The organism is Pseudomonas sp. SYWMCR5, from assembly GCF_057197165.1.
This window is the reverse complement of sequence record NZ_JBXUNH010000001.1, coordinates 192,781-218,775: the sequence shown is the minus strand read 5'-3', so window position 1 is coordinate 218,775 and position 25,995 is coordinate 192,781. Positions and strand designations below refer to the sequence as shown.

Genomic DNA, 25,995 nt, shown 5'->3' with positions numbered 1-25,995 from the left:
CAGCGTCACCGTTTGCTCTTGATGAGGGTGCCAAGGCCTTGCAGGTACGCCACCAGGGCGTCCATCTCGGTCTTGCCCTTGACCGCGTCGCGGGCACCGGCGATGTCTTCGTCGGTGTAGGGCGTACCGAGGGTGCGCAGCACTTCGAGCTTCTTGGCCGTATCCTTGCCATCGAGGTGGTTTTCCACCAGCCACGGGTAGGCGGGCATCTTCGACTCCGGCACCACGTTGCGCGGGTTGTACAGGTGCGCGCGGTGCCAGTCGTCCGAGTAGCGCCCACCGACGCGGGCCAGGTCCGGGCCAGTACGCTTGGAGCCCCAGAGGAAGGGGTGGTCCCACACGCTTTCACCGGCCACCGAGTAGTGGCCATAGCGTTCGGTCTCGGCGCGGAACGGGCGGATCATCTGCGAGTGGCAACCTACACAGCCTTCGCGGATGTAGATGTCGCGGCCTTCGACTTCCAGCGCGGTGCGCGGCTTCATGCCTTCGACCGGCTTGTTGGTGACGTCCTGGAAGAACAGCGGGACGATTTGCGTCAGGCCGCCGATGCTCACGGCGATGACCATGAAGAAGGCCAGCAGGCCTATGTTCTTCTCGACTGCTTCATGCTTCATCAGTGCGCTCCCACGACGACGATCTTGGCGGCTTCATCGGCCTGCGCCGGATTGGCAGCGCGTACCGTGCGCAGCACGTTGTAGGCCATCAGCAACATGCCCGAGGCGAAGAAGGCACCGCCCAGTGCGCGGACGATATAGCCCGGATGGCTGGCCTGCAGCGCTTCGACGAAGGAGTAGGTGAGGGTGCCGTCATCGTTGATCGCACGCCACATCAGGCCCTGGGTGATGCCGTTGACCCACATCGAGGCGATGTACAGCACGGTGCCGATGGTCGCCAGCCAGAAGTGCGCGTTGATCAGGCCGACGCTGTGCATCTGCTCGCGGCCGTACAGCTTCGGAATCATGTGGTACACCGCGCCGATGGAGATCATCGCCACCCAGCCCAGGGCGCCGGCGTGGACGTGGCCGATGGTCCAGTCGGTGTAGTGCGACAGCGAGTTGACCGTCTTGATCGCCATCATCGGCCCTTCGAAGGTCGACATGCCGTAGAAGGCCAGGGAGACCACCAGGAAGCGCAGGATCGGGTCGGTGCGCAGTTTGTGCCAGGCACCGGAGAGGGTCATCATGCCGTTGATCATGCCGCCCCAGCTCGGGGCCAGGAGGATGATCGACATCACCATGCCCAGCGACTGCGCCCAGTCGGGCAGGGCGGTGTAGTGCAGGTGGTGGGGGCCGGCCCAGATGTACAGGGTGATCAGCGCCCAGAAGTGCACGATCGACAGGCGGTAGGAGTAGATCGGCCGCTCCGCCTGCTTGGGCACGAAGTAATACATCATCCCCAGGAAGCCGGTGGTGAGGAAGAAGCCCACGGCGTTGTGACCATACCACCACTGGATCATCGCGTCGGTGGCACCGGCGTAGGCTGAGTACGACTTGAACAGGCTGACCGGCAGCGAGATGTGGTTGACGATGTGCAGCATCGCGGTGACCACGATGAAGGCGCCGTAGAACCAGTTGCCCACGTAGATGTGCTTGGTCTTGCGCTTGACGATGGTGCCGAAGAACACCACGGCATAGGTGACCCAGACGATGGCCAGCAGGATTGCGATGGGCCATTCGAGCTCGGCGTATTCCTTGGTGGTGGTGTAGCCCATCGGCAGGGTGATCAGCGCGCCGAGGATCACCGCCTGCCAGCCCCAGAAGGTGAAGGCGGCCATGCCGTCGGAGATCAGCCGGGTCTGGCAGGTGCGCTGCACCACGTAGTAGCTGGTGCCGAACAGGGCACAGCCGCCGAAGGCGAAGATCACCAGGTTGGTGTGCAGCGGGCGCAGGCGTCCGAAGCTGGTCCAGGGCAGGTCGAAGTTGAGCTGCGGCCACACCAGTTGCGATGCAATGAAGACGCCGAGGCCCATGCCAAGGATCCCCCAGACCACCGTCATGATGGCGAACTGGCGGACGACCTTATAGTTATAAGCAGTCGGACTGATTGCTGTGCTCATGCTAAGGTTCCACGGTTTAGGTGTTCTTGTTGGTGGAAAAATCGGCGCCAGTCTCGATAGCCGCGATGGCTATGGCAACGCAAGGTACCCTGCGCCGACCCGTGTCCATACCCTGCCCACCACCGTCCCGTGGCGTTTCGGGTCGAACGATTGTACACAAATAAATATCTGTAATGTGTACCGTTTTTCACCTTTTTCTGATCGATCGGTCAAGCTTTTTTTTTGATGCCTTTTTGGCGCGCGGCGTCAGGCAATGCGCCGCGTCGATGGCATCGCTACAACGCGAGGCCACTGTGGCAACAAGCTTAGTTCCGTTCGGAGGGGGTGCAAGGGAGGGGGAGCGGCGCGCCCCTGCGGGAGGGCGGGCCGCCGCTCCCACAGGAGGGATTTGCGGGGTATTACTGGGCTGTCAGCGTTTCAGCATTTTCATCATGGGACAGGCTATACACATAAGCCGCCAGCAGGTGCACCTTGTCGTTGCCCTGGATCTCGGCCTGAGCCGGCATCTGGCCCTGGCGACCATAGCGGATGGTCTGCTGCAACTGGGCGAAGCTCGAACCGTAGATGAACGCCTGCGGGTGGGTCAGGTCGGGGGCGCCCATGGCGGGGGTGCCTTTGCCTTCCGGCCCATGGCAGGCCACGCAGTTGCTGGCGAAGATTTCCTTGCCCTTGGCCACGTCGGCTTTGATCCCTTCAGGCAAGCTGCGCCCGTCCAGGTTGCTCAGCACGAAGGCGGCCACATCCGCCACGCCCTGCTCGCCGATCACCTCGGCCCAGGCTGGCATCACGCCATGGCGGCCATTCATGATCGAGGCCTTGATGGTCTCGGGTTCACCGCCCCAGCGCCAGTCCTTGTCAGTCAGGTTGGGGAAACCATAGGCCCCTTTGGCGTCCGAGCCATGGCACACCGAGCAGTTGGAGGCGAACAGGCGTGCGCCCATCTTCAATGCCTGCGGATCCTTGGCCACCTCCTCCACCGGCATGGCGGCGAACTTGGCGAAGATCGGCCCGAAGCGGGCATCGGCCTTGTCCATTTCTTTCTGCCATTCGTTGACCTGGGTCCAGCCGTTCTCGTAGCCGGGCAGGATGCCTTTCCAGTTACCCAGGCCCGGGTAGAGGATCAGGTAGCCCACCGAGAACACCAGGGTGCCGACGAACAGCCAGAACCACCATTTGGGCAGCGGGTTGTCGTATTCCTCGATCCCGTCGAAGCTGTGGCCCATGGTCTGGTCGCTGGTGTCGTGGCTCTGGCCCTTGCGTGTGGCGAGCAGCAACCAGGTCAGGCCGATCAGGCTGCCGATGGTCAGTACGCTGATGTACGTACTCCAGAAGGTGGTCATTGCCCGTTACTCCTCATGGCAGGTTCCTGCCCGGCAGGGGGCAGGCGGTCGTCGTCGAAGGGCAGCAGGCGCGCTTCGGCGAAATCACGGTCGCGGCGGCGGTTGAACACCCAGAGCGACAGGCCGATGAAGGCGATCATCACCACCAGGGTGCCGAGGCCGCGGATCATGCCGATGTCGAATTCCATCGTGCTTACCTCTTATTCTTGATCGAGGTGCCCAGCACCTGCAGGTAGGCGACCAACGCATCCATCTCGGTCTTGCCCTTGACCGCGTCGCGGGCGCTGGCGATGTCCTCGTCGGTGTAGGGCACGCCGAGGGTGCGCAGTACACGCAGCTTGGTGTCGGTGTGGCTGTTGTCGACCGGTTGTGCGACCAGCCACGGGTAGGCCGGCATCTTCGATTCCGGTACCACGTTGCGCGGGTTGTACAGGTGCGCGCGGTGCCAGTCGTCCGAGTAGCGTCCACCGACGCGGGCCAGGTCCGGGCCGGTACGCTTGGAACCCCAGAGGAAGGGGTGATCCCACACGCTTTCACCGGCCACCGAGTAGTGGCCATAGCGCTCCGTTTCGGCGCGGAACGGACGGATCATCTGCGAGTGGCAGCCCACGCAGCCTTCGCGGATGTAGATGTCACGGCCTTCCAGTTGCAGCGCGGTGTAGGGCTTCATGCCCTCGACCGGCTTGTTGGTGACGTCCTGGAAGAACAGCGGGACGATCTGCGTGAGGCCGCCGATGCTGACGGCGAACACCATCAGCAAGGCCAGCAGGCCGACGTTTTTCTCGATGACTTCATGTTTCATCAGGCGTGTCTCCTCAAGCCAGCTGGGCGTTCGCAGGGGCGGCGTCGAGCGCTGGCGAACGCACGGTGCGCCAGGTGTTCCAGGCCATCAGGAACATGCCGCTGAGGAAGATCGCCCCGCCGACGAAGCGCACGATGAAGCCGGGGTGGCTGGCCACCAGGGTTTCGACGAACGAGTAGGTGAGCGTGCCGTCGCTGTTGACCGCGCGCCACATCAGGCCCTGGGCGATGCCGTTGACCCACATCGAGGCGATGTAGAGCACGGTGCCGATGGTCGCCAGCCAGAAGTGCGCGTTGATCAGGCCGACGCTGTGCATCTGCTGCTTGCCAAACACCTTGGGAATGGTGTGGTACAGCGCGCCGATGGAGATCATCGCCACCCAGCCCAGGGCGCCGGCGTGGACGTGGCCGATGGTCCAGTCGGTGTAGTGGGAGAGGGCGTTGACGGTCTTGATCGCCATCATCGGGCCTTCGAAGGTCGACATGCCGTAGAACGCCAGCGACACCACGAGGAAGCGCAGGATCGGGTCGCTGCGCAGTTTGTGCCAGGCACCGGAGAGGGTCATCATGCCGTTGATCATCCCGCCCCAGCTCGGTGCGAGCAGGATCAGCGACATGATCATGCCCAGTGACTGGGCCCAGTCGGGCAGGGCGGTGTAGTGCAGGTGGTGGGGGCCGGCCCAGATGTACAGGGTGATCAGCGCCCAGAAGTGCACGATGGACAGGCGATAGGAATACACCGGTCGCTCGGCCTGCTTGGGCACGTAGTAGTACATCATCCCCAGGAAGCCTGCGGTCAGGAAGAAACCTACGGCGTTGTGGCCGTACCACCATTGCACCATGGCGTCGGTGGCCCCGGCGTAGACCGAGTACGACTTGGTCAGGCTGACCGGCATCTCCAGGTTGTTGACGATGTGCAGGATCGCCACGGTGAGGATGAAGGCACCGAAGAACCAGTTGCCCACGTAGATGTGCTTGGTGGTGCGCTTCATCAGCGTGCCGAAGAACACGATGGCGTAGCAGACCCAGACGATGGTGATCAGGATGTCGATCGGCCATTCCAGTTCGGCGTATTCCTTGGAGCTGGTGTAGCCCAGTGGCAGGCTGATTGCCGCCAGCAGGATCACCAGTTGCCAGCCCCAGAAGGTGAATGCGGCCAATTTAGGCGCGAAGAGGATGGTCTGGCAGGTGCGCTGCACCGAATAATAGGAGGTGGCGAACAGGGCACAGCCACCGAAGGCGAAGATCACTGCGTTGGTGTGCAGCGGTCGCAGACGGCCGAAGCTGGTCCAGGGGAGGTCGAAGTTGAGGCTCGGCCACACGAGTTGCGCGGCGATGAAGACACCGAGCCCCATGCCGACGATGCCCCACACCACCGTCATGATGGCGAATTGGCGGACCACCTTGTAGTTGTAGGCGGTACTGCTGGTTGTGTTCATGTATGGGTTCCCATCCACGGTTATAGGCAGGCTAAACAGCGAGGCAAGCATGAAAGATGGGCAATGTGCCGGTATTGACGGGGATCAATGGGCCCAAGTGGGAAATGTCCCAGGCTTGCGCGTCGATCCTCCGCAAATCCGAGGCGATCAGGGGCGTTCCTGCACACTGATCCTGGCCCACGGCGCGGGGGCGCCGATGGACAGCGCGTTCATGGACGAGATTGCGCAAAGGCTGGCGGGGCTTGGGGTCGGGGTGATCCGCTTCGAATTTCCCTACATGGCCGAGCGCCGGATAAACGGCGGCAAGCGTCCGCCCAATCCGCAGAAGGTGCTGCTCGAGTGCTGGCGCGAGGTGTATAGGCAGGTGCGACCATTGGTCACGGGTATCTTGGCCATTGGCGGCAAGTCGATGGGCGGACGGATGGCCAGTTTGCTGGCCGATGAGTTGGAGGCGGATGTGCTGGTGTGCCTGGGGTATCCGTTCTATGCCGTGGGCAAGCCGGAGAAACCGCGGGTCGAGCATCTGGCCGGGCTGAAGACGCCCACGCTCATCGTCCAGGGCGAGCGGGATGCACTGGGCAATCGCGAGGCGGTTCAGGGGTATGAACTGTCAACGGCGATCGAGGTGAACTGGCTGGTGGCGGGGGATCATGATCTGAAGCCGCTGAAAGCTTCAGGGTTCAGCCATGAGCAGCATCTGCAGGCGGCGGCTGAGAAGGTGGCGGGGTTTCTGAAGGGTTAGCGCTGGATTCTTCGCGGGCAAGCCCGCGAAGAGCCTGATGCTTAGTCGCGATACTCGCACAGGTAAGCGGTATCGACCTTCACCTGCAGCTGGAACTTGCTGTCGGCCGGCACATTGAACTTGTCGCCTGCGTTGAAGGTTTCCCAGTTGTCGCTGCCCGGCAGCTTGACGATCAGGGCGCCGGACACCACGTGCATGATCTCGCGCTTGGCGGTGCCGAACTCGTATTCGCCCGGGGCCATCACGCCCACGGTGGCCGGACCTTCTTCGCCTGCGAAGGCGATCGACTTGACGGTGCCGTTGAAGTACTCGTTGACCTGGAACATGGGCGACTCCTGAACAGAAGGGCTGAAAAAAGGCTGGCCAGTATGCCCAAGCCCTGCGCGCTCGTCATCTGCTTTCAGGTGAGGCTCAAGGGCAGCAACCGTGCGGTATTGCGTGCATCCTCCAGCGCCCGGTGCTGTTGCCCGACGAACTGCATGCCGGCCAGTTGCAGTGCACCGTTCAGGCCGGTGGGACGCTGCAGGTGACGGGCCTTGGCGAAGCGCTGCTTGAGATTGATGTGCGGCAATTGCGCCAGCAGGCTGTTGACCTGGTGCTGCTGCCATTCCTGCAGCAACTGCTGGCGGTCGTAGTCGCCCCAACTGACCCAGGCCTGCAACTGCGCCCGATGATGGCCCAGCCAGCGTTCGAACTGCTCCCAGATCTCGGCGAACGACGCCGCGCTGTCGATACTGGCCTGGCCGATGTGCGTCAGCTCACGGCAGAAGGGTGTCAGTTGCGGACGCCGCCGCGGCTTGACGAAGCGCTGGAAGTGATCGACCTCGCGACCTTCGCGAGTGACCAGGCTTGCGCCGATTTCAATGATTTCCATCTCGGTGACCGGCCAGCCACCGTCGTCGGTGGTGGCTTCCAGGTCGATGACCAGCCAATGGCCCATACCAGGCTCCCTTGCAAGACGCTGTGGTCCGCGGCGTCGGACGAGAGGGCAGGGCCGCGGGCCCCTAGAGCGTAGCCAATCCAGAACCCTTACGGCATCCCCTGGCAGAATGCCGCTATTTTGGCATAACCAGCGGTTGTGCCCTGACAGGAAAACGCCTAGCTTAGGCGCATCAAGGTCCAAACCCGTGATTTGAGTGCCTCACTTGACGCCACCGCCCGCCCTCAAGGCCCTGTCATCCCTGATGATGCTCGCTGCACTGTGGCTGGCAGGGCCGGCCTGTGCCGCCGACGTGGTGGAGGTGCGGATCGGGGCCGCGCATTTCCCGCCTTACACGGTGCGTCCGGAGCAGGGTGCCGATACAGGGTTGCTGCCGCAGTTCGCCGAGGCGCTGAACCAGCTCCAGGCTGGTTACCGTTTCGTTCTGGTGCCAACCTCGATCCCGCGCCGCTTCGGTGATTTCCAGCAAGCGCGCACCGACATGGCGATCTTCGAGAACCCGCAATGGGGTTGGCAGCAGATCCCGCACACGGCGGTCGACATGGGCCTGGAAGATGCCGAGATCTTCGTCGCCCATCGTCAGGCCGGGCGTGACCAGCATTATTTCGATGACCTCAAAGGCAAGCGCCTGGCGTTGTTCAACGGCTATCACTACGCGTTTGCCGATTTCAATCCCGACCCCGAGTACCTGAAGAAGACCTTCCGGGCCATCCTCTCGTACTCCCACGACAGCAACCTGTCGATGGTGCAACGCGAGCGCGCGGACATTGCCCTGGTGACCCGCTCGTACCTGAGTGACTACCTCAAGCGCAACCCGACCAAGGACAGCGAGCTGCTGGCCTCGGAGCGGGTCGATCAGGTCTACCATCACTACGCACTGCTGCGCCCTGACGCGCCGATCCGCGCCGAAGCCTTCGCCCAACTGATGCAGCGCCTGCGCGACAGCGGTGAGCTGGCGGCGCTTTTCGGCCCTTATCGGATCACCGTGCAAACGCCGCGCAATTAAATTCCCGGGCGGCGATCACGTTCAGACACTTGAGTGTGATCCCATTTTTGCGTGAGCCATGACCATGCCTTTCGATGCCGCTTCGACGCCGCTTTCCCTTCCGCGATGGCACAGCCTGCAAGGCGACGAGACCGCTTCCCGGTTGAGTCTGACCCTGGAGGGCCGCCCGCTGATCCAGGTGCGCCTGGTGCCCGCCGACCCCGTGCAGGTTCACCTGGAAACCGTCTGCCCGGATCGCGGCGCCCAGGCCCTGTGGGCCGCCTGCTACTGGCTGCTGTCGCGCGACCCCGCCTGCCAGCGCCTGGCCTGGCATTTGCCGAAGACGCCAGCGTGGCTGCCGGCGCTGCTGGCGAGCGGCTTGCTGGTCGCCAGCGAGCAAGCGGACGTATTGATCTGCGAGCGGGCGCTGTTCTGGCAGTTGCCGCAGCCCTGGCTTGGCGAGGTACAGAGCGGTGTCTACCCGCAGCAGATGCAGATCAGCAACGGCAAGCGCCATCCGCGCCGCGCGCCCAAGCCCCGGGGCGAGGTGTATCGCCGTTTCGATGCGCGCCTGGGGGCGTGGGTGTCGCTGCGCACCCTGGAAGTCGAGCAGGACCTGGCCCGCTTCAACCGTTGGCAGAACGAGCCGCGGGTCGCGCACTTCTGGCAGGAACAGGGCAGCCTGGAGCAGCACCGCGAATACCTGAGCAAGCTCGAGGCAGACCCGCACACCCTGACGCTCATCGGCTGTTTCGACGATGAGCCGTTCGCCTACTTCGAAGCCTATTGGGCCAAGGAAGACCGCATCGCGCCGTTCTATCCGGCCGATGACTACGACCGCGGTATCCACATGCTCGTGGGCGAACAGGCGCACCGTGGCCCGCACAAGGTGGCGAGCTGGATGTCGGCGCTGGTGCACTACCTGTTCCTCGACGACCCGCGCACCCAGCAGGTGGTCGCCGAGCCGCGCGCCGACAACGGCAAGATGATCGGCTACATGCACGATCAGTGCTTCCACTGCGAGAAAGAGTTCGATTTCCCGCACAAGCGGGCGGCGTTGATGATCCTGGGGCGTGAGCGATTCTTCGATCGCTGCGCGCTGGTCTAGCGGCACGCAGGGCGTGGGCCGCTGGGCGGCCCGGCCACGCTGGGCAGGTACTGTGCGCTGTGCGCGGTACCTGTGAGGCGGTCAGCCCTCGGCCTGGCGGCTGTTCTTGCGGCAGTGGATCAGCGCGTCGCGGATCATGAAGTTGACCAGCGTCGGCGAGACCCCGAGCTCCTTGGCGATGTCTTTTTGCGGCACGCCGTGCAGGCGGTACATCTCGAACGCGTAGCGCGTGCGCTGGGGCAGCTCGTTGAGCGCTTCGGCGATGTGTTCGAGGGTCGCAAGGTTGATGTGGGTGGATTCTGGCGAGGCATTCTGGATCACCACATTCATGCCTTCTTCCTCGCTACCCGAGTACTTCAGCTCCATCGCCTGCTTGCGGTAGTGATCGATGGCCAGGTTGCGCACGATCTGGAACAGATAGCTGAGCTGGGCCTTGAACGAGGACGTGATCTGCGGCGCGGAACCGAGCCGGAAGAAGGCATCCTGCACCACATCCTCGGCGCGCGACCGACAGCCCGTGATACGGGCGGCAATCTTGACGAGGATGCTGCGATTGTCGACGAACGCCTGGAGTAATGGTGAATCGCACTTACTTGTGGATAGTTGTTCCGCCATGGAAATCACCTTGTCTCTGTGGGGAAAGGGAGCACACCGTTTGGCGATGCTTCCTACGACGTGCGACAAACTATTCATAATGATAATGATTGTCAAATACAGAAGTAAGTGAGTCTCTATTCGATTGCGGTCTAAGCTCCACCCCCTCCATGACCCCTGTGTGAACGTCGTCGGCAGGCCAGCGACGTTTCTAATTATTTCTCCGGCCCATCCGTTCCCCTGTGTACATCCGGCCGCCGACTGCCGCCCGCCCTGCGTGCCTTGCGCACCTGGCCCGGCCCCGGCCCGACTTACCCAGACACTGGCAGGAACACTCCATGACGGACGCCTTCGAACTCCCGCTCACGCTGGTCCAGGCCCTGGCGCAACGCGCCGCGGCGACCCCGGACCGGATCGCCTTGCGCTTTCTGGCCGACGATCCCCGCGAACAGGCGGTGCTCAGCTACCGCGAGCTGGACCAGCGCGCCCGTACCATCGCCGCCGCCCTGCAGGCCCGTGCCGCATTCGGCGACCGCGCGATCCTGCTGTTCCCCAGTGGTCCGGACTATGTCGCGGCGTTCTTCGGCTGCCTGTATGCCGGGGTGATCGCAGTGCCGGCCTATCCGCCGGAGTCTTCGCGCCAACACCATCAGGAGCGCCTGCTGTCGATCATCGACGATGCCCAGCCGCGTCTGCTGCTGACGGTAGAAGCGCTTCATGACAGTTTGCAGGGCCTCGACGCCCTGGCGACGGAGGCAGCCCCAGGCCTGCTGGCGGTGGACCGCCTGGCCCCGGAATTGGCCGACGACTGGCGTGAGCCGGCGCTGGCCGGCGAGCACATCGCCTTCCTGCAGTACACGTCCGGCTCCACCGCACTGCCCAAGGGGGTGCAGGTCAGCCATGGCAATCTGGTGGCTAATGAGCAGTTGATCCGCCAGGGCTTCGGCATCGACCTCAACCCCGACGACGTGATCGTCAGCTGGCTGCCGCTGTACCACGACATGGGCCTGATCGGCGGCTTGCTGCAACCGATCTTCAGCGGCGTGCCCTGTGTGCTGATGTCGCCGGGCTACTTCCTTGCCCGGCCCCTGCGTTGGTTGCAGGCGATCAGCGAATACGGCGGCACCATCAGCGGCGGCCCGGATTTCGCCTATCGCCTGTGCAGCGAGCGGGTCAGCGAAGCGGCCTTGGCCGGGCTCGATCTGAGCCGCTGGCGCGTGGCCTACTCTGGTTCCGAGCCGATCCGCCAGGACAGCCTCGAAACCTTCGCCAGCAAGTTCGCCGCCTGCGGCTTCCAGGCGAGCAGCTTCTTCGCCAGCTACGGGCTGGCCGAAGCCACGCTGTTCGTCAGCGGCAGCCGACGCGGCCAGGGCATCGGCGCGCTGGAGCTCGATGCCGAGGCCTTCGCCGCCAACCGCGCCGAGTCTGGCAAGGGCAGCGTGCTGATGAGCTGCGGCTATCCGCAGCCGGGCCATGCGGTGCGTATCGTCGAACCGCAGCAACTCGCTGTGCTGGGCGATAACCGGGTGGGTGAAATCTGGGCCGGTGGCCCAAGCATTGCGCTGGGCTACTGGCGCAACCCCGAGGCCACGGCACGTACCTTTGTCGAGATGGACGGCCAGACCTGGCTGCGCACCGGCGACCTGGGCTTCATGCGCGATGGCGAGGTGTTCGTCACCGGGCGGCTGAAGGACATGCTGATCGTGCGTGGCCAGAATCTCTATCCGCAGGATCTGGAGAAGACCCTCGAACGTGAGGTCGAGGTGTTGCGCAAGGGGCGCGTGGCGGTGTTCGCCGTGGACGACCGGGGCGAAGAGGGCATCGGCGTGGCGGTGGAAGTCAGCCGCAACGTGCAGAAGGCAATGCCCCCCGAGGCGCTGATCAAGACCCTGCGCCAGGTCATCGCCGACGCCTGCCGCCAGGCGCCGGCGGTGGTGTTGCTGCTCAATCCGGGGGCACTGCCCAAGACCTCCAGCGGCAAGCTGCAGCGCTCGGCTTGCCGCCTGCGCATGAACGACGGCAGCCTCGATTGCTACGCCCGCTTCCCGGCCGATGAAGCATCCGCCGAGCAAGGCACCTCAGGCGATGCCCTGCAGGCGCGCATCGCGACAGTGTGGCGCGAACTGCTCAAGGTGGAGGCGGTGGCGGCGGACGATCACTTCCTGCTGCTGGGCGGCAACTCCATCGCCGCCACCCAGGTCACCGCGCGGCTGTCCGACGAGCTGGGCATCACGCTCAGCCTGCGTACCTTGTTCGAGGCGCCGGTATTGGCCGACTACAGTGCCGCGGTGGCTTGCGTGCTGGAGCAGGGCGGGCAGGGAACCGGCGCCATCGCCACCCTCGACCGCGCCAAGGCATTGCCGCAGTCGCTGGCGCAGAACCGCTTGTGGTTGCTGTGGCAACTTGAGCCCCAGTCCGCTGCCTACAACATTCCAGCCGGCCTGCACCTGCGTGGCGAGTTGGACGAGGCGGCGCTGCAGGCGAGCTTCCAGGCGCTGGTCGAGCGCCACGAGTCCCTGCGCACGCGTTTCAGCGAAGTGGCTGGCGAGGCCCTGCAGCATGTGCTGGCGCACGCCGAATTTACCTTGCAGCGTGCCGATCTCGAGGGGCTGGACGCCAGCGAGATCGCCAACCGTCGCGAACATGAGGCCCGCCAGCCGTTCGACTTGCGCGAGGGCCCGCTGCTGCGTGTGACCCTGGCACGCCTGGGCGATGAGGAGCACCAACTGTGGGTGACCCTGCATCACATCGTCGCCGACGGTTGGTCGCTGAATATCCTGCTCGAAGAGTTCGCCCGACTCTACGCCGCACACTGCCAGGGCCAGCAGGCTAGCCTTGCGCCCCTGGCGCTGGGTTACGCCGACTACGGCACCTGGCAGCGCCAGTGGCTGGCAGAGGGCGAGGCTGCGCGCCAGTTGGAATACTGGACGGCGCAACTGGGCGACGACTTGCCGGTGCTCGACCTGTGCACCGACCATCCGCGCTCGGCACTGCGCGAGCAGCGTGCCGCGCGCCTGAACATGAAAGTGCCAGCCAAGCTCGGCGAAGCGCTCAAGGGCCTGGCCCGTGACCAGCAGGCGAGCCTGTTCATGGTCCTGCTGGCGGGCTGGCAAGCCTTGCTGCAGCGATACAGCGGCCAGTCCGACATCCGCGTCGGCGTCCCCAACGCCAACCGCCCGCGCCTGGAGACCCAGGCCATGGTCGGCTTCTTCATCAACACCCAGGTCATGCGTGCCGAGTTCGACGGCCGTACGCCGTTCGACCAGTTGCTGGCCCAGGTGCGCGAACGCACCCTTGGCGCCCAGGCGCACCAGGACCTGCCATTCGAACAACTGCTCGAAGCACTCCCACAGGCTCGCGAGCAGGGCCTGTTCCAGGTCATGTTCAACCACCAGCAGCGCGACCTGTCCGCGCTGCGTCGCCTGCCCGGCCTGCTTGCCGAAGAACTGCCCTGGCACAGCCGCGAGGCCAAGTTCGACCTGCAACTGCACAGTGAGGAAGATCACCAGGGCCGGCTGACACTGGCCTTCGACTACGCCGCCGAGCTGTTCGAAGCCAGCACGGTCAAGCGTCTGGCCCAGCACCTGCTGGCGCTGCTCGAGCAGGTCTGCGCGCAGCCGCAACTGGCTGTGGGCGAGGTACAACTGCTGGATGAGCCAGCCCGCGCACAACTGCTCGCCTGGGGCCAGGCGCCGGTCGAGCCCGCCAAGACCTTGCTGGTCGAGCAGCTCAACGAACAGGCACGCCTGACACCGGAGCGCATCGCCCTGGTGTGGGAGGGCGGTCAGCTCGACTACGCCAGCCTGCACCAGCAGGCCAACCGTCTGGCCCAGTACCTGCGTGACAAGGGTGTCGGCCCGGACACATGCGTGGCCATCGCTGTAGAACGCTCGCCGCAACTGCTGGTCGGCCTGCTGGCGATCCTCAAGGCGGGCGGCGCCTATGTGCCGCTGGACGTCGACTACCCGGCCGAACGCCTGGCCTACATGCTCGCCGACTGTGGCGCGGGCCTGCTGCTGAGCCAGAGCAACTTGCTCGAGCGCCTGCCCCAGGTCGAGGGCGTCAGTACCATCGCGCTGGACCAGTTGCACCTGGACACCTGGCCCAGCCAGGCCCCAGGCCTGCACCTGGAAGGCGAGCACCTGGCCTATGTGATCTATACCTCCGGCTCCACCGGCCAGCCCAAGGGCGTGGGCAACACCCACGCGGCCCTGGCCGAACGCCTGCAATGGATGCAGGCCACCTATGCGCTGGACGAGCACGACGTGCTGATGCAGAAGGCACCGATCAGCTTCGACGTGTCGGTGTGGGAATGCTTCTGGCCGCTGGTCACCGGCTGCCGCCTGGTGCTGGCCGGCCCCGGTGAACATCGCGATCCACAGCGCATCGCCGCGCTGGTGCAGCAGCATGGCGTGACCACACTGCACTTCGTACCGCCGCTATTGCAGGTGTTTGTCCAGGAACCGCTGGCCGCAGGCTGCACCAGCCTGCGGCGGCTGTTCTCCGGTGGCGAGGCGTTGCCTGCCAGCCTGCGCGACCGAGCCCTGGCGTTGCTGCCCCAGGTGCAGTTGCACAACCGTTATGGCCCGACCGAGACCGCGATCAACGTCACCCACTGGCACAGCCAGCGCGAGGATGGCGAGCGCTCGCCCATCGGCCGTCCGCTGGCCAATGTGCTGTGCCGTGTGCTGGATGATGAATTCGAACTGACCGCACCGGGCGTGCCGGGCGAGCTGTGCCTCGGTGGCGCAGGCCTGGCCCGTGGCTACCTCGGGCGCCCGGGCCTGACCGCCGAGCGTTTCGTGCCGCAGCCCGATGGCGACGGCCAGCGTCTGTACCGCAGCGGCGACCGCGTGCGCTGGCTGGTGCACGACGGTGCGCTGGAATACCTCGGGCGCCTCGACCAGCAGGTCAAGGTGCGCGGCTTCCGCGTTGAGCCTGAAGAGGTCCAGGCGGTGCTGCTGGCCCAGCCAGGTGTCGAGCAGGCGCTGGTGCTGATCCACCGGGACGCCGTCGGCGCGCAGTTGGTCGGCTACTACAGCGGTGTCGAGCAGAGTGCCGCCTTGCTCGCTACCCTCGGCGCGCAACTGCCCGCCTACATGGTGCCAGCGCAGTTGGTTCACCTGGCGCAGATGCCACTGGGCCCGAGCGGCAAGGTCGATCGCAAGGCGCTGCCGGCGCCGGTCTGGCAGCAACGCCAACACGTCGAACCGCAGTCCGCGCTGGAGCAGCAGGTGGCGGCGATCTGGCGCGAGGTGCTGAACCTGCCCCGGGTAGGCCTGCAGGACGACTTCTTCGCCCTTGGTGGCCACTCGCTGCTGGCCACCCAGGTCGTTTCGCGCTGCCGTCAGGCCTGCGACGTCGAACTGCCGCTCAAGGCGCTGTTCGAGGCCAGTGGGCTGGGCGCCTTCTGCGCCGAGATCGCGCGGATCCGCGCCAGCGGTGGGTGCAACCTGCAGGGCGAGATCGCCCGAGTCGACCGCCGTCAGGCCGTGCCGCTGTCGTACTCGCAACAGCGCATGTGGTTCCTATGGCAGATGGAACCGGACAGCCCCGCATACAACGTCGGCGGCATGGCGCGTCTACGCGGCGCGCTGCATGTGGACGCCTTCGAACGTGCCCTGCAGGCGTTGATCGTACGCCACGAAACCCTGCGCACCACCTTCCCCAGCATCGACGGCAAGCCCTACCAGTGCGTGGCCGACGACAGCAGCCTGCACCTGGACTGGCAGGACTTCAGCACGCTGCCGGCCGACAATCGCCAGCAACGCCTGCAGCAACTGGCTGACGAACAGGCGCACCAGCCGTTCGACCTGGAGCGTGGTCCGTTGCTGCGCGCCTGCCTGGTCAAGGTGCAGGAGCGTGAGCACTATTTCGTCCTGACCCTGCACCATATCGTCACCGAGGGTTGGGCGATGGACATCTTCGCCCGCGAGCTGGGCGAGCTCTACGAAGCCTTCGTCGACGAACGCGAATCGCCGCTGCCGCCGCTGCCGGTGCAGTACCTGGACTACAGCGTCTGGCAGCGCCAGTGGCTCGAAGGCGGCGAGGGCGCGCGCCAGCTCGACTACTGGAAAGCACGCCTGGGCGACGAGCACCCGGTGCTGGCACTGCCGACCGACCGCCCGCGCCCCGCGGTGCAGAGCCATCGCGGCGAGCTGTACCGCTTCGACCTCGACCCGGCGCTGGTCGAGCGTGTGCATGCGTTCAACAGCCAGCGTGGGCTGACCCTGTTCATGACCATGACCGCCTCGCTGGCCGCCCTGCTGCACCGCTACAGCGGCCAGCGTGACCTGCGTATCGGCGCGCCGGTGGCCAATCGCATCCGTCCGGAAAGCGAGGGGCTGATCGGTGCCTTCCTCAACACCCAGGTGCTGCGTTGCGAACTGGATGGGCAGATGAGCGCCGCCGCGTTGCTCGAGCAGATGCGCCAGACCATCATCGACGGCCAGTCGCACCAGGACTTGCCGTTCGAACAATTGGTCGAAGCCCTGCAGCCGCCGCGCAGCAGTGCCTACAACCCGTTGTTCCAGGTGATGTGCAACGTGCAGCGCTGGGTTTTCCAGCAAAGCCGCACACTGGCGGGCATGCAGGTGGATTACCTGGTCAACGACGCCAGCGCCACCAAGTTCGACCTGTACCTGGAAGTCACCGACCTGGACGGCCGACTGGGCTGCTGCCTGACCTACAGCCGCGACCTGTTCGATGAGCCGCGCATCGCGCGCATGGCCGAACACTTGCAGCAGTTGCTGGCTGCGATGCTGGACGATCCGCAGCAGCGCCTGTGCGAACTGCCGATGCTGTCGGGCGCCGAGCAGCAGGAGCTGGTCGGTCAACTTCAGGGCGAGCAGGACTTCGACCTCGACCAGACCCTGCACGGGCTGTTCGCCGCCCAGGTCGAGCGCACGCCCCAGGCACTGGCGCTGACCTTTGCCGGCCAGCACCTGAGCTACGCCGAACTCGATCAGCAGGCCAACCGGCTGGCCCGTGCCCTGCGTGAGCGGGGTGTCGGCCCGCAGGTGCGGGTGGGCCTGGCGCTGGAGCGCTCGACGCAGATGGTGGTCGGCCTGCTGGCGATCCTCAAGGCCGGTGGTGCCTATGTGCCGCTCGATCCGGAATACCCGCTCGAGCGCCTGCACTACATGATCGAGGACAGCCGCCTGGGCCTGCTGATCGGCCAACGCGACTTGCTCGCGACCCTCGGCGAGCTGCCGGCCGGTGTGCTCACCTGGAGCCTGGAGGACGACGCCGCATCGCTGTCTGCCTACAGCGATGCGCCACTGGACAACCTCAACCTGCCGCAGCACCAGGCGTACCTGATCTACACCTCCGGCTCAACCGGCAAGCCCAAGGGCGTGGTAGTCAGCCATGGCGAGATCGCCATGCACTGCCAGGCGGTGATCGCCGACTTCGGCATGCGCAGCGACGATTGCGAGCTGCATTTCTATTCGATCAACTTCGATGCTGCCAGCGAACGCCTGCTCACGCCGCTGTTGTGTGGGGCACGGGTGGTGCTGCGTGCCCAAGGGCAATGGGGCGCCGAAGAGATCTGCGACCTGGTGCGCGAGCAGCAGGTGAGCATTCTCGGTTTCACCCCGAGCTACGGTAGCCAGTTGGCGCAGTTCCTGGCCGCGCGTGGCGAGCAACTGCCGGTGCGTCTGGTGATCACCGGCGGCGAGGCGCTGACGGGCGAACACCTGCAGCGCATCCGTCAGGCCTTTGCTCCGCAGCAGTTCTTCAATGCCTACGGCCCGACCGAAACCGTGGTCATGCCGCTGGCATGCCTGGCACCCGAAACCTTGTCAGCCGATGCGGGCAGCGTGCCGATTGGCCGCATGATCGGGGCGCGCATCGGCTACATTCTCGACGAGGACCTGGCGCTGTTGCCCCAGGGTGGCATTGGTGAGCTGTATGTCGGTGGCGCGGGCCTCGCCCAGGGCTATCACGACCGTCCGGGGCTGTCGGCCGAACGTTTCGTCGCCGACCCCTTCAGCCATGGCGGTGGCCGGCTGTATCGCACCGGCGACCTGGTGCGCCTGCGCGCCGACGGGCTGGTCGAGTACATCGGCCGGGCTGACCAACAGGTGAAGATCCGTGGTTTCCGCATCGAGCTGGGCGAGATCGAAAGCCGCCTGCAGGAGCACGCCGATGTCGAGGAGGCCGTGGTCCTGGCCCTCGACCTGCCGGGCGGCAAGCAACTGGTGGGCTACCTGGTCTGTGATCAGGCCAAAGGTGGCAGCGAGGCCCAGGCGCACCTGCGCGAGGCGGTGAAGGCCCATGCCCGCCAGCACCTGCCTGACTACATGGTGCCTGCGCACCTGGTGCTGCTCGAGCGCCTGCCGCTGATGGGCAATGGCAAGCTCGACCGGCGGGCGCTGCCAGCGCCGGACCTCGAGCAGGCACACCAGCTTTACCAGGCGCCGACCAATGAGCTGGAGACGCAGTTGGCGCGGATCTGGTGTGAGGTGCTCAACGTTTCCCGCGTGGGGGTACAGGACAACTTCTTCGAACTGGGCGGTGACTCGATCCTGTCGATCCAGGTGGTCAGCCGCGCCCGTCAGTTGGGCCTGCAGTTCACCCCGCGCGACCTGTTCCAGCACCAGACCATCCAGACCCTGGCAGCCGTGGTCACCCATGGCGCGGCGCCGACGCATGTGGAGCAGGGGGCGCGTCAGGGCCGTATCGGTCTGACCCCGATCCAGCATTGGTTCTTCGACAGCGAGGTGCCACAGCCACAGCACTGGAACCAGGCGGTGCTGCTGCAAGCACGCAAGCCGCTGCACGCCGAACGGCTGGAGACTGCACTGGCGGCGCTGGTGCAGCATCACGACAGTCTGCGCCTGCGCTTCCTCCAGGCCGCAGATCGCTGGCAGGGCGAATACGACCAGGCGAGTGCCCAGCCGCTGCTGTGGACGGCGACAGTCGCTGACTTCAGTGATTGCCAGGCGCTCTATACCGACGTGCAGCGCAGCCTCGACCTGCAGCAAGGGCCCCTGTTGCGCGGCCTGCTGCTGACCGATGGCGCAGGCGAGCAACGCTTGCTGCTGGCCATCCACCACCTGGTGGTCGACGGCGTGTCCTGGCGTGTGTTGCTCGAAGACCTGCAGGCGCTGTATTGCGGTGAAACCCTGGCGGCCAAGACCCATGCCATGGGCGACTGGTCGGCGCGCCTGGCCAGCTATGCCGGCAGCGACTCGCTGCGTGACGAGCTGGACTGGTGGGAGGGGCAACTGGGACGTGTGCGCCGCGAACTGCCGTGCGATCACCCGCAGGGCGGCAACCTGCACCGCCATGCCCGCACCCTGGCTATCGAGCTCGACACCGAGCAGACCCGCCAACTGCTGCAGCAGGCACCAGCGGCCTATCACACCCAGGTCAACGACTTGCTGCTGACCGCCCTGGCCCGCACCCTGAGCCACTGGAGCGGCGATGAGCAGGTGCTGGTACAGCTTGAGGGGCATGGTCGCGAAGGGCTGTTCGAAGACATCGACCTGACCCGCAGCGTCGGCTGGTTCACCAACGCCTATCCGCTGAGCCTGAGCCCGGCAGCCGGTAACGACGATGCCGCGCGCAGTGCTTCGATCAAGGGCATCAAGGAACAACTGCGCCAGGTGCCGCACAAAGGGCTGGGGTATGGCGTGCTGCGCTACCTGGCCGATACTGCGGGGCGTGAGCGCATGGCGGCGTTGCCACAGGCACGCATCACCTTCAACTACCTGGGGCAGTTCGATCAGCAGTTCGACACCAATGCCGTGTTCCAGCCGCTGGATACCCCGGCGGGCCTGGCCCATGACCTGGATGCTCCACTGCCCAATTGGCTGAGCGTGGATGGCCAGGTCTATGGTGGTGCCTTGCAACTGCGTTGGACCTTCAGTGCCGAGCGCTACGACGAAACGACCATCGCCGAGCTGGCCGAAGCCTATCGCCAGGAACTGCTGGCGCTGGTTGCCCACTGTCTGGGCGAGGGCAACGGTAGCTTCACGCCGTCGGACTTCCCGCTGGCCCAACTGACCCAGGAGCAGATCGATACCTTGCCGGTGCCGGCAGCCGAAATCGAGGATGTCTACCCGCTGACGCCGATGCAGGAGGGGCTGCTGCTGCACACCCTGCTAGAACCGGGCACCGGCATCTACTACATGCAGGACCGCTACCGCATCAACAGTGCGCTGGACCCCGAGCGTTTCGCCCAGGCCTGGCAGGCGGTGGTCGCACGCCATGAGGCGCTGCGCGCATCGTTCAGCTGGAACGCGGGTGAAGCGATGCTGCAGATCATCCACAAGGCGGGCAAGACCCAGGTGGACTACCAGGACTGGCGCGAGCTGGACGACGCCAGCCAGGAGCAACGCCTGCAGGCCCTGCACAAGCAGGAGCGCGAAGCCGGATTCGAGTTGCTGCGCGAGGCACCGTTCCACCTGCGCCTGGTGCGCGTGGCCGATGAGCGCTACTGGTTCATGATGAGCAACCATCACATCCTCATCGATGCCTGGTGCCGCTCGTTGCTGATGAACGATTTCTTCGAGATCTACCAGGCGCTGGGCGAAGGCCGTGCCGCGCAGCTGCCGGTGCCGCCGCGCTATCGCGACTACATCGGCTGGCTGCAGCGCCAGGACCTGGACGAAGCACGCCAGTGGTGGCAGGCCAACCTGGCCGGTTTCGAACGCGCCACGGCGATCCCCAGCGACCGCCCGCTGCGCCATGACCACGCCGGGGACGGCATGGTCGTCGGCGATTGCTACACCCGCCTCGAGGTGAGCGAGGGGGCGCGTCTGCGTGAACTGGCGCAGGCTCATCAACTGACCGTCAACACCTTTGCCCAGGCGGCCTGGGCACTGGTACTGGCCCGCTACAGCGGCGAGCGCGACGTGGTGTTCGGGGTGACCGTTGCCGGGCGCCCGGTGAGCATGCCGCAGATGCAACGCACGGTCGGCCTGTTCATCAACAGCATCGCCTTGCGTGTGCAGTTGCCGGCAGCCGGCGAGCGCCAGAGCGTGCGTCAGTGGCTGCAAGGCCTGCTCGATCGCAACATGCAGTTGCGCGAATACGAGTACCTGCCGCTGGTGGCGATCCAGGAATGCAGCGAGCTGCCCAAGGGGCAGGCGCTGTTCGACAGCCTGTTCGTGTTTGAAAACGCGCCGGTCGAGAGCAATGTGCTTGACCACGCCCAACACCTGAACGCCAGCTCCGACTCGGGCCGTACCCACACCAACTTCCCGCTGACGGCGGTGTGCTACCCGGGCGATGACCTGGGCCTTCACCTGTCGTTCGACCAGCGCTACTTCGACTACCCGACCGTCGAGCGCCTGCTGGCCGAGTTCAAGCGCCTGCTGCTGGCGTTGGTCGAAGGCTTCGAGGGTGAGGTGCAGGCACTGCCACTGCTGGGGGCCGACGAGCAGCGCTTCCTGCTCGAGGACTGCAACCGCACCGAGCACGCCTACACCCTGGAGCAGAGCTACGTCGAGCTGTTCGAGGCGCGCGTCGCAGCGCACCCCGAGCGTATCGCTGCCCGTTGCCTGGAGGCGTCCTACGACTATGCCGGGCTCAACCTGGCCGCCAACCGCCTGGGGCATGCCCTGGTCGCGGCCGGTGTGAACATCGATCAGCCCGTCGCCTTGCTGGCCGAGCGTGGCCTGCCGCTGCTGGGCATGATAGTTGGCAGCTTCAAGGCCGGTGCGGGGTACCTGCCGCTGGATCCGGGCCTGCCCTCGGCGCGTCTGCAGCGTATCGTCGAGCTCAGCCGCACGCCAGTACTGGTGTGCAGCGCCGCCTGTGCCGAGCAGGCGGGTCAGTTGCTCGACGAGCTGAGCGGGGCGGTACGGCCGAAGCTGCTGGTGTGGGAGGATATCCAGGCCAGCCAGGTCGCGGGCCACAACCCGGGTATCCACAGCGGGCCGGACAACCTGGCCTATGTGATCTATACCTCAGGCTCCACCGGGCTGCCCAAGGGCGTGATGGTCGAGCAGCGCGGCATGCTCAACAACCAGCTGAGCAAGGTGCCGTACCTGGCGCTGGACGAACACGACGTGATCGCCCAGACCGCCTCGCAGAGCTTTGACATCTCGGTGTGGCAATTCCTGGCAGCACCGCTGTTCGGGGCCAGTGTCGAGATCGTGCCGAATGCCATTGCCCACGATCCACAGGGCTTGCTGGCGCATGTCCAGGCCCGTGGCATCACTGTGCTGGAAAGCGTGCCTTCGTTGATCCAGGGCATGCTGGCCAACGACCACCAGGCGCTGGATGGCCTGCGCTGGATGCTGCCGACCGGCGAGGCGATGCCTCCGGAGCTGGCCGCCCAGTGGTTGGAGCGCTATCCGCAGATCGGCCTGGTCAACGCCTATGGCCCGGCCGAATGCTCTGACGATGTGGCGTTCTTCCGCGTCGATGCCGACTCGACCCGCGGCAGCTACCTGCCCATCGGCACCCCGACCGACAACAACCGCTTGTACCTCTACGGCGAAGAGCAGACGCTGGTACCGTTGGGCGCGGTAGGCGAGCTGTGCGTGGCCGGCACGGGTGTCGGTCGTGGTTATGTTGGCGATCCGGTGCGTACGGCCCTGGCCTTCATCCCGCATCCGCATGGCGCGCCGGGCGAGCGCCTGTATCGCACCGGCGACCTGGCGCGGCGCCGTGCCGATGGTGTGCTCGAATATGTCGGGCGTATTGACCACCAAGTGAAGATCCGCGGCTACCGTATCGAGCTTGGCGAAATCGAAGCGCGCCTGCATGAGCAGCCGCAGATTCGCGATGCGGCAGTCGGTGTCCAGGAGGGCGCCAATGGCAAGCATCTGGTTGGCTACCTGGTCGCCCACCAGGGCGTGGTGGCCGATGCGGGTCTGCTCGAGCAGATCAAGCAGCGTCTGCGTGCCGAGTTGCCGGAGTACATGGTGCCGCTGCACTGGGCCTGGTTCGATAACCTGCCGCACAATGCCAATGGCAAGCTCGATCGCAAGGCGCTGCCGGTCATCGAGATCGGTGGCCAGCACAGCCAGGACTACCTGGCGCCGCGCAGCGAGCTGGAAGAGACCCTGGCCGCTATCTGGGGCGAGGTGCTCAAGGCTGAGCGGGTCGGGGTGCGCGACAACTTCTTCGAACTAGGCGGGCATTCGTTGCTGGCCACGCAGATTGCCTCACGCGTGCAGAAGCGTCTGCAACTGAATGTGCCGCTGCGGGCGATGTTCGAGTGCAGCACCGTGGAAGAGCTGGCGGTGTATGTCGAAGGGTTGCAGGGCAGTGCGCTGGATGAGGATAAGGTGGATCGGTTGAGTGATCTGATGGCGGAGCTCGAGGGGCTTTGAGCAAAGAGGGGCGCGATGCGCCCCTCTTTTGTTGACGGTCAATTATTGGCATTGATAAAGGCCTCGTCGAATGTTGTTGCATGATGGCGAGTGAGGAATTGCTCTGCACTATCGAAGGCTTCCAACCGACGTTGAGTGAGCATGTAGAAGCGTCGACAATGCGCGGCTACCTCCTCTGGGTAGTGTGACGAGACCAGTACGCTCGCGCCGTCTGCGCATGCTCGGCTGATGCCTAGCCATATGAAATATCTGAACTCAGGGTCTACACCGGCAGTAGGTTCATCGAGAATAATCAGGTCGTTGTCCATTAACAGGAGCGTCAGCGTAAAGAAGCTCCGAATTTCTCCGTAACTACAGGTCGAGGCCTTTTTTTTGGAAATGTCGTGATATCGCTTCGACAGTGAGGTCGACCATTTGGCAAGCCGAGCCTCCAAATTGGACTGGCACGGTGGGATATGTGCATTTAAATGAGTGATGAGTCGGGAAACTTCGTGCATGCGAAGTGTAGGTGGCGGTGTAAGGGTCTGACTCAGGTACGCCTGACGCTTGGCCGAATTGATAATTCGGCCTTGCACTGGCGTCCTGAGTTTGCAGATGAGATCAAATAGCGTGGTTTTTCCCGCGCCGTTGCAGCCGAGAAGCCCCAAGCACTCACCAGACCTCAACGACAGGTTGATATTCTCCATAAGGGGTTTGTCGGGGTAGGCGAACGTCAAATTCTCTATCTTGAGTACAGGCATTTAATAACGACTCCAAACAGGTTGTATTCTAAAGTGCCGTGCGGTCAGATAAAGTGCTGGAAGCAATAATAAAAGCACCAGAGAAAAGCTAGCCAAGAGGGAAGAGCGCCCGAGGATTACCTGTCGACTGATGGCTAAAGGGTTGAGGAGGGTAATCCAGGATGGCGCGGCGCTCTCGTGAACGCCGCCGAGGTAGCCCGATAGCAACATGAGAAACGAGAGCAGTGAGAAGATAGTGCTCGCTGTGCTGAATCGAATAGGAAGCGCGGCAATAAACAGGCCAATCACCGTAAAGCCCAAATAGCTAACATAAAAACATATTAGTAGATGGAAGAGTTCGGGGGGCGAATAGCTTCCATAGAGTGGTTTGGTGATGATGTAGAAGAATGCCGAATAACCCAGGCTGATGAGCGAATAGCAGAGCGTGTGTGAGGTAAGGAACAGTCCTATTGCATTGGGTTGGTAGAGGAATGATCGATTGAAACCACTCTCTCTCCTACCGATAAGATAAAAGCTAAAGCCAAAAAAAGCGACGCTTGCAGAAATGTAGGAATAAAACCAAGCGGCGGCAGAAATGTAGTCATCGTAAACAGGGGAGGGAGATAGTTTGGCTTGGGTGGTCAGGGTGAACATCAAGCAAGGTGCCAGGGCAGTCCACAATAATGTGGTGGGGTCCCTCAAGTGTTCAAGTGTCAGTAGCTTTGTAAGTTGACAGGTGTTGATGACCCAGCTGTGTATGTTGTTTTCGGCTGTATTCATGGGAATGGAACCATGCTAGATAATTGGTGGGTCAATATTTCTTCGGAAAATTCGTGTGAGTAGGTGTTGCGAGTGTTGAAGTTTGTAGAGTTATTCATGTGAAGAAAAAAATGCGGCGAGAAATATTTGCAAAAGTACAGTGGTGAGTGTTTTGTGTGTGTGCTGGAGATGTAGAGATAGCCGTCAAGCCTTAAGTCGGTCAACGCTTTTTTTAGGTTGTGCAGGTTGAGCGGGGTGGGCGCTGTATTGGTATCACGTGGCCGGAAGAGAATGTTGGAAGTTATATTTTTATAGGTCTCATGGTGGTTGCAAGACAGAAAGTGTTTGAGGTAAGGGTCCTCAATGTTGCTCGATTGATCGGCTTCATCGAATGTTTGCATAAATCTAAATGTCTGCCAAAGCTCAAGAATTGATTTTTCTAGCGCTTCGCTCAGTGTGCTTGCGTATGACATTCCTGCACAGTATCGTACTTTTTCGTGTTGATACTTCGAGTTTCCGTAGCATAGGAGAACACAGTGTCCTGGAAACCGTTGGTCACTCAGATCGAGTGCACATACTTCGCCTGATTTTTTCAGTTCGTCCAATAGGATTGCACTGCTCCGTTCACTAAGGGCTTTATGGCATTTTTCGTGATTTATTATTCCTGTACAACTTTTGGTAAGCCAAAATCGAAGCAAAAATTGTCGCTCTATTGATTCCTTTAATGCACCTACCATTGCATTTTCTAGAGTGATGTGCGTACTGCAGCCGCAGGTGTCTCTGATAGGATAAATGCAGTCGTCTATCTGATTGGTACGTGAAAAGATAGAAATACATGCAGTGGGAACCTTACAAGCTGTGAGATCTTTTAGTCGGTACGCCCGTGTGAGATCAAAGTGGTGGGATTCCAGATTGATATAAAAATCTTTGGATGTGGTTTGGGTGAATGCATCTATAAAGCTTTTGCATTCTTCGCGGGTTAAGACAGAAGCAAGACTGCCCGACTCATGAACAGGGACGTCAAGATAAAAGTGTTTTCTTTCAAACTGCTCCCCGATTGCAGAAGAAATAACAGTGTTTGACCAGCTGCTACTTGAGCCGTACGTTCCCCAACGACTTCCGCACTCTACGCTGTGTGGAAAGTGAGTGGCTGCATTGGGACGAAGTAATTCGAAATCAGCAAAGGAAGGGGAGTGTACATCTCTGAAGTGATTCATAGT

16 protein-coding genes are annotated in these 25,995 nt (G+C 63.4%); 4 read left to right on the top strand and 12 right to left on the bottom strand.

What is annotated here, in order from left to right:
- Positions 1–5 precede the first annotated feature (5 nt).
- The 6 genes from ccoO (AC2CGW_RS00900) to ccoN (AC2CGW_RS00875) form a co-directional block, all read right to left on the bottom strand.
- Positions 6–614 carry a cytochrome-c oxidase, cbb3-type subunit II gene (ccoO, locus tag AC2CGW_RS00900; protein WP_054894766.1) on the bottom strand — a complete coding sequence of 203 codons (609 nt, stop codon included), beginning with the start codon at positions 612–614 and terminating at the stop codon, positions 6–8.
- A complete protein-coding gene (gene ccoN / locus AC2CGW_RS00895; RefSeq protein ID WP_054894767.1) occupies positions 614–2,056 on the bottom strand; it encodes a cytochrome-c oxidase, cbb3-type subunit I in 1,443 nt (480 codons plus the stop codon). The genes ccoO (AC2CGW_RS00900) and ccoN (AC2CGW_RS00895) overlap by 1 nt, the downstream gene beginning before the upstream one ends.
- A 398-nt stretch (positions 2,057–2,454) precedes the next feature.
- On the bottom strand, positions 2,455–3,396 hold the full coding sequence (gene ccoP, locus AC2CGW_RS00890; RefSeq protein ID WP_186719900.1) for a cytochrome-c oxidase, cbb3-type subunit III: 942 nt from the start codon (positions 3,394–3,396) through the stop codon (positions 2,455–2,457).
- Positions 3,393–3,584, bottom strand: a complete 192-nt coding sequence (locus tag AC2CGW_RS00885) for a cbb3-type cytochrome oxidase subunit 3 (protein ID WP_054894769.1) — start codon at positions 3,582–3,584, stop codon at positions 3,393–3,395. The genes ccoP and AC2CGW_RS00885 overlap by 4 nt, the downstream gene beginning before the upstream one ends.
- A gap of 5 nt (positions 3,585–3,589) precedes the next feature.
- Complete coding sequence (gene ccoO / locus AC2CGW_RS00880) at positions 3,590–4,198, bottom strand: cytochrome-c oxidase, cbb3-type subunit II (protein WP_186666343.1); 609 nt, start codon at positions 4,196–4,198, stop codon at positions 3,590–3,592.
- 13 nt (positions 4,199–4,211) lie between these two features.
- Complete coding sequence (gene ccoN / locus AC2CGW_RS00875) at positions 4,212–5,636, bottom strand: cytochrome-c oxidase, cbb3-type subunit I (protein WP_186666341.1); 1,425 nt, start codon at positions 5,634–5,636, stop codon at positions 4,212–4,214.
- A gap of 49 nt (positions 5,637–5,685) precedes the next feature.
- Here ccoN (AC2CGW_RS00875) and AC2CGW_RS00870 point away from each other — a divergent pair, with 49 nt between their 5' ends.
- Positions 5,686–6,378, top strand: a complete 693-nt coding sequence (locus AC2CGW_RS00870) for an alpha/beta family hydrolase (RefSeq protein ID WP_484573384.1) — start codon at positions 5,686–5,688, stop codon at positions 6,376–6,378.
- 41 nt (positions 6,379–6,419) lie between these two features.
- Here the strand turns inward: AC2CGW_RS00870 and ppnP are convergent, their stop codons facing one another.
- Positions 6,420–6,704 carry a pyrimidine/purine nucleoside phosphorylase gene (gene ppnP / locus AC2CGW_RS00865; protein ID WP_054894773.1) on the bottom strand — a complete coding sequence of 95 codons (285 nt, stop codon included), beginning with the start codon at positions 6,702–6,704 and terminating at the stop codon, positions 6,420–6,422.
- Between the two features lie 74 nt (positions 6,705–6,778).
- Positions 6,779–7,318, bottom strand: coding sequence for a 3'-5' exonuclease (locus AC2CGW_RS00860; RefSeq protein WP_186666339.1), 540 nt, complete (start codon positions 7,316–7,318; stop codon positions 6,779–6,781).
- Positions 7,319–7,523: 205 nt separating this feature from the next.
- Here AC2CGW_RS00860 and AC2CGW_RS00855 point away from each other — a divergent pair, with 205 nt between their 5' ends.
- On the top strand, positions 7,524–8,324 hold the full coding sequence (locus AC2CGW_RS00855; protein ID WP_186666337.1) for a substrate-binding periplasmic protein: 801 nt from the start codon (positions 7,524–7,526) through the stop codon (positions 8,322–8,324).
- Between the two features lie 64 nt (positions 8,325–8,388).
- Entirely contained in the window at positions 8,389–9,411 is a 1,023-nt protein-coding gene (locus AC2CGW_RS00850; protein WP_186666335.1) for a GNAT family N-acetyltransferase, read from the top strand.
- An 81-nt stretch (positions 9,412–9,492) separates the two neighbouring features.
- Here AC2CGW_RS00850 and AC2CGW_RS00845 read toward each other — a convergent pair whose 3' ends face one another.
- On the bottom strand, positions 9,493–10,026 hold the full coding sequence (locus AC2CGW_RS00845) for an RNA polymerase factor sigma-70 (protein ID WP_186666333.1): 534 nt from the start codon (positions 10,024–10,026) through the stop codon (positions 9,493–9,495).
- 317 nt (positions 10,027–10,343) lie between these two features.
- On the opposite strand from AC2CGW_RS00845, the gene AC2CGW_RS00840 reads away from it, so the two are divergent.
- A complete protein-coding gene (locus AC2CGW_RS00840; protein ID WP_484573383.1) occupies positions 10,344–23,297 on the top strand; it encodes a non-ribosomal peptide synthetase in 12,954 nt (4,317 codons plus the stop codon).
- 38 nt (positions 23,298–23,335) lie between these two features.
- Here the strand turns inward: AC2CGW_RS00840 and AC2CGW_RS00835 are convergent, their stop codons facing one another.
- From AC2CGW_RS00835 to AC2CGW_RS00825, 3 genes are read right to left on the bottom strand one after another with little or no spacing between them, the layout of a single operon-like run.
- Positions 23,336–24,037 carry an ATP-binding cassette domain-containing protein gene (locus AC2CGW_RS00835; RefSeq protein WP_484573382.1) on the bottom strand — a complete coding sequence of 234 codons (702 nt, stop codon included), beginning with the start codon at positions 24,035–24,037 and terminating at the stop codon, positions 23,336–23,338.
- The gene (locus AC2CGW_RS00830) at positions 24,038–24,796 is read right to left on the bottom strand and encodes a hypothetical protein (protein WP_484573381.1); all 759 of its coding nucleotides are present in this window, start codon (positions 24,794–24,796) and stop codon (positions 24,038–24,040) included.
- Entirely contained in the window at positions 24,793–25,992 is a 1,200-nt protein-coding gene (locus AC2CGW_RS00825; protein ID WP_484573380.1) for a YcaO-like family protein, read from the bottom strand. Before AC2CGW_RS00825 ends, AC2CGW_RS00830 begins: the two co-directional genes overlap by 4 nt.
- Positions 25,993–25,995: the final 3 nt, after the last annotated feature.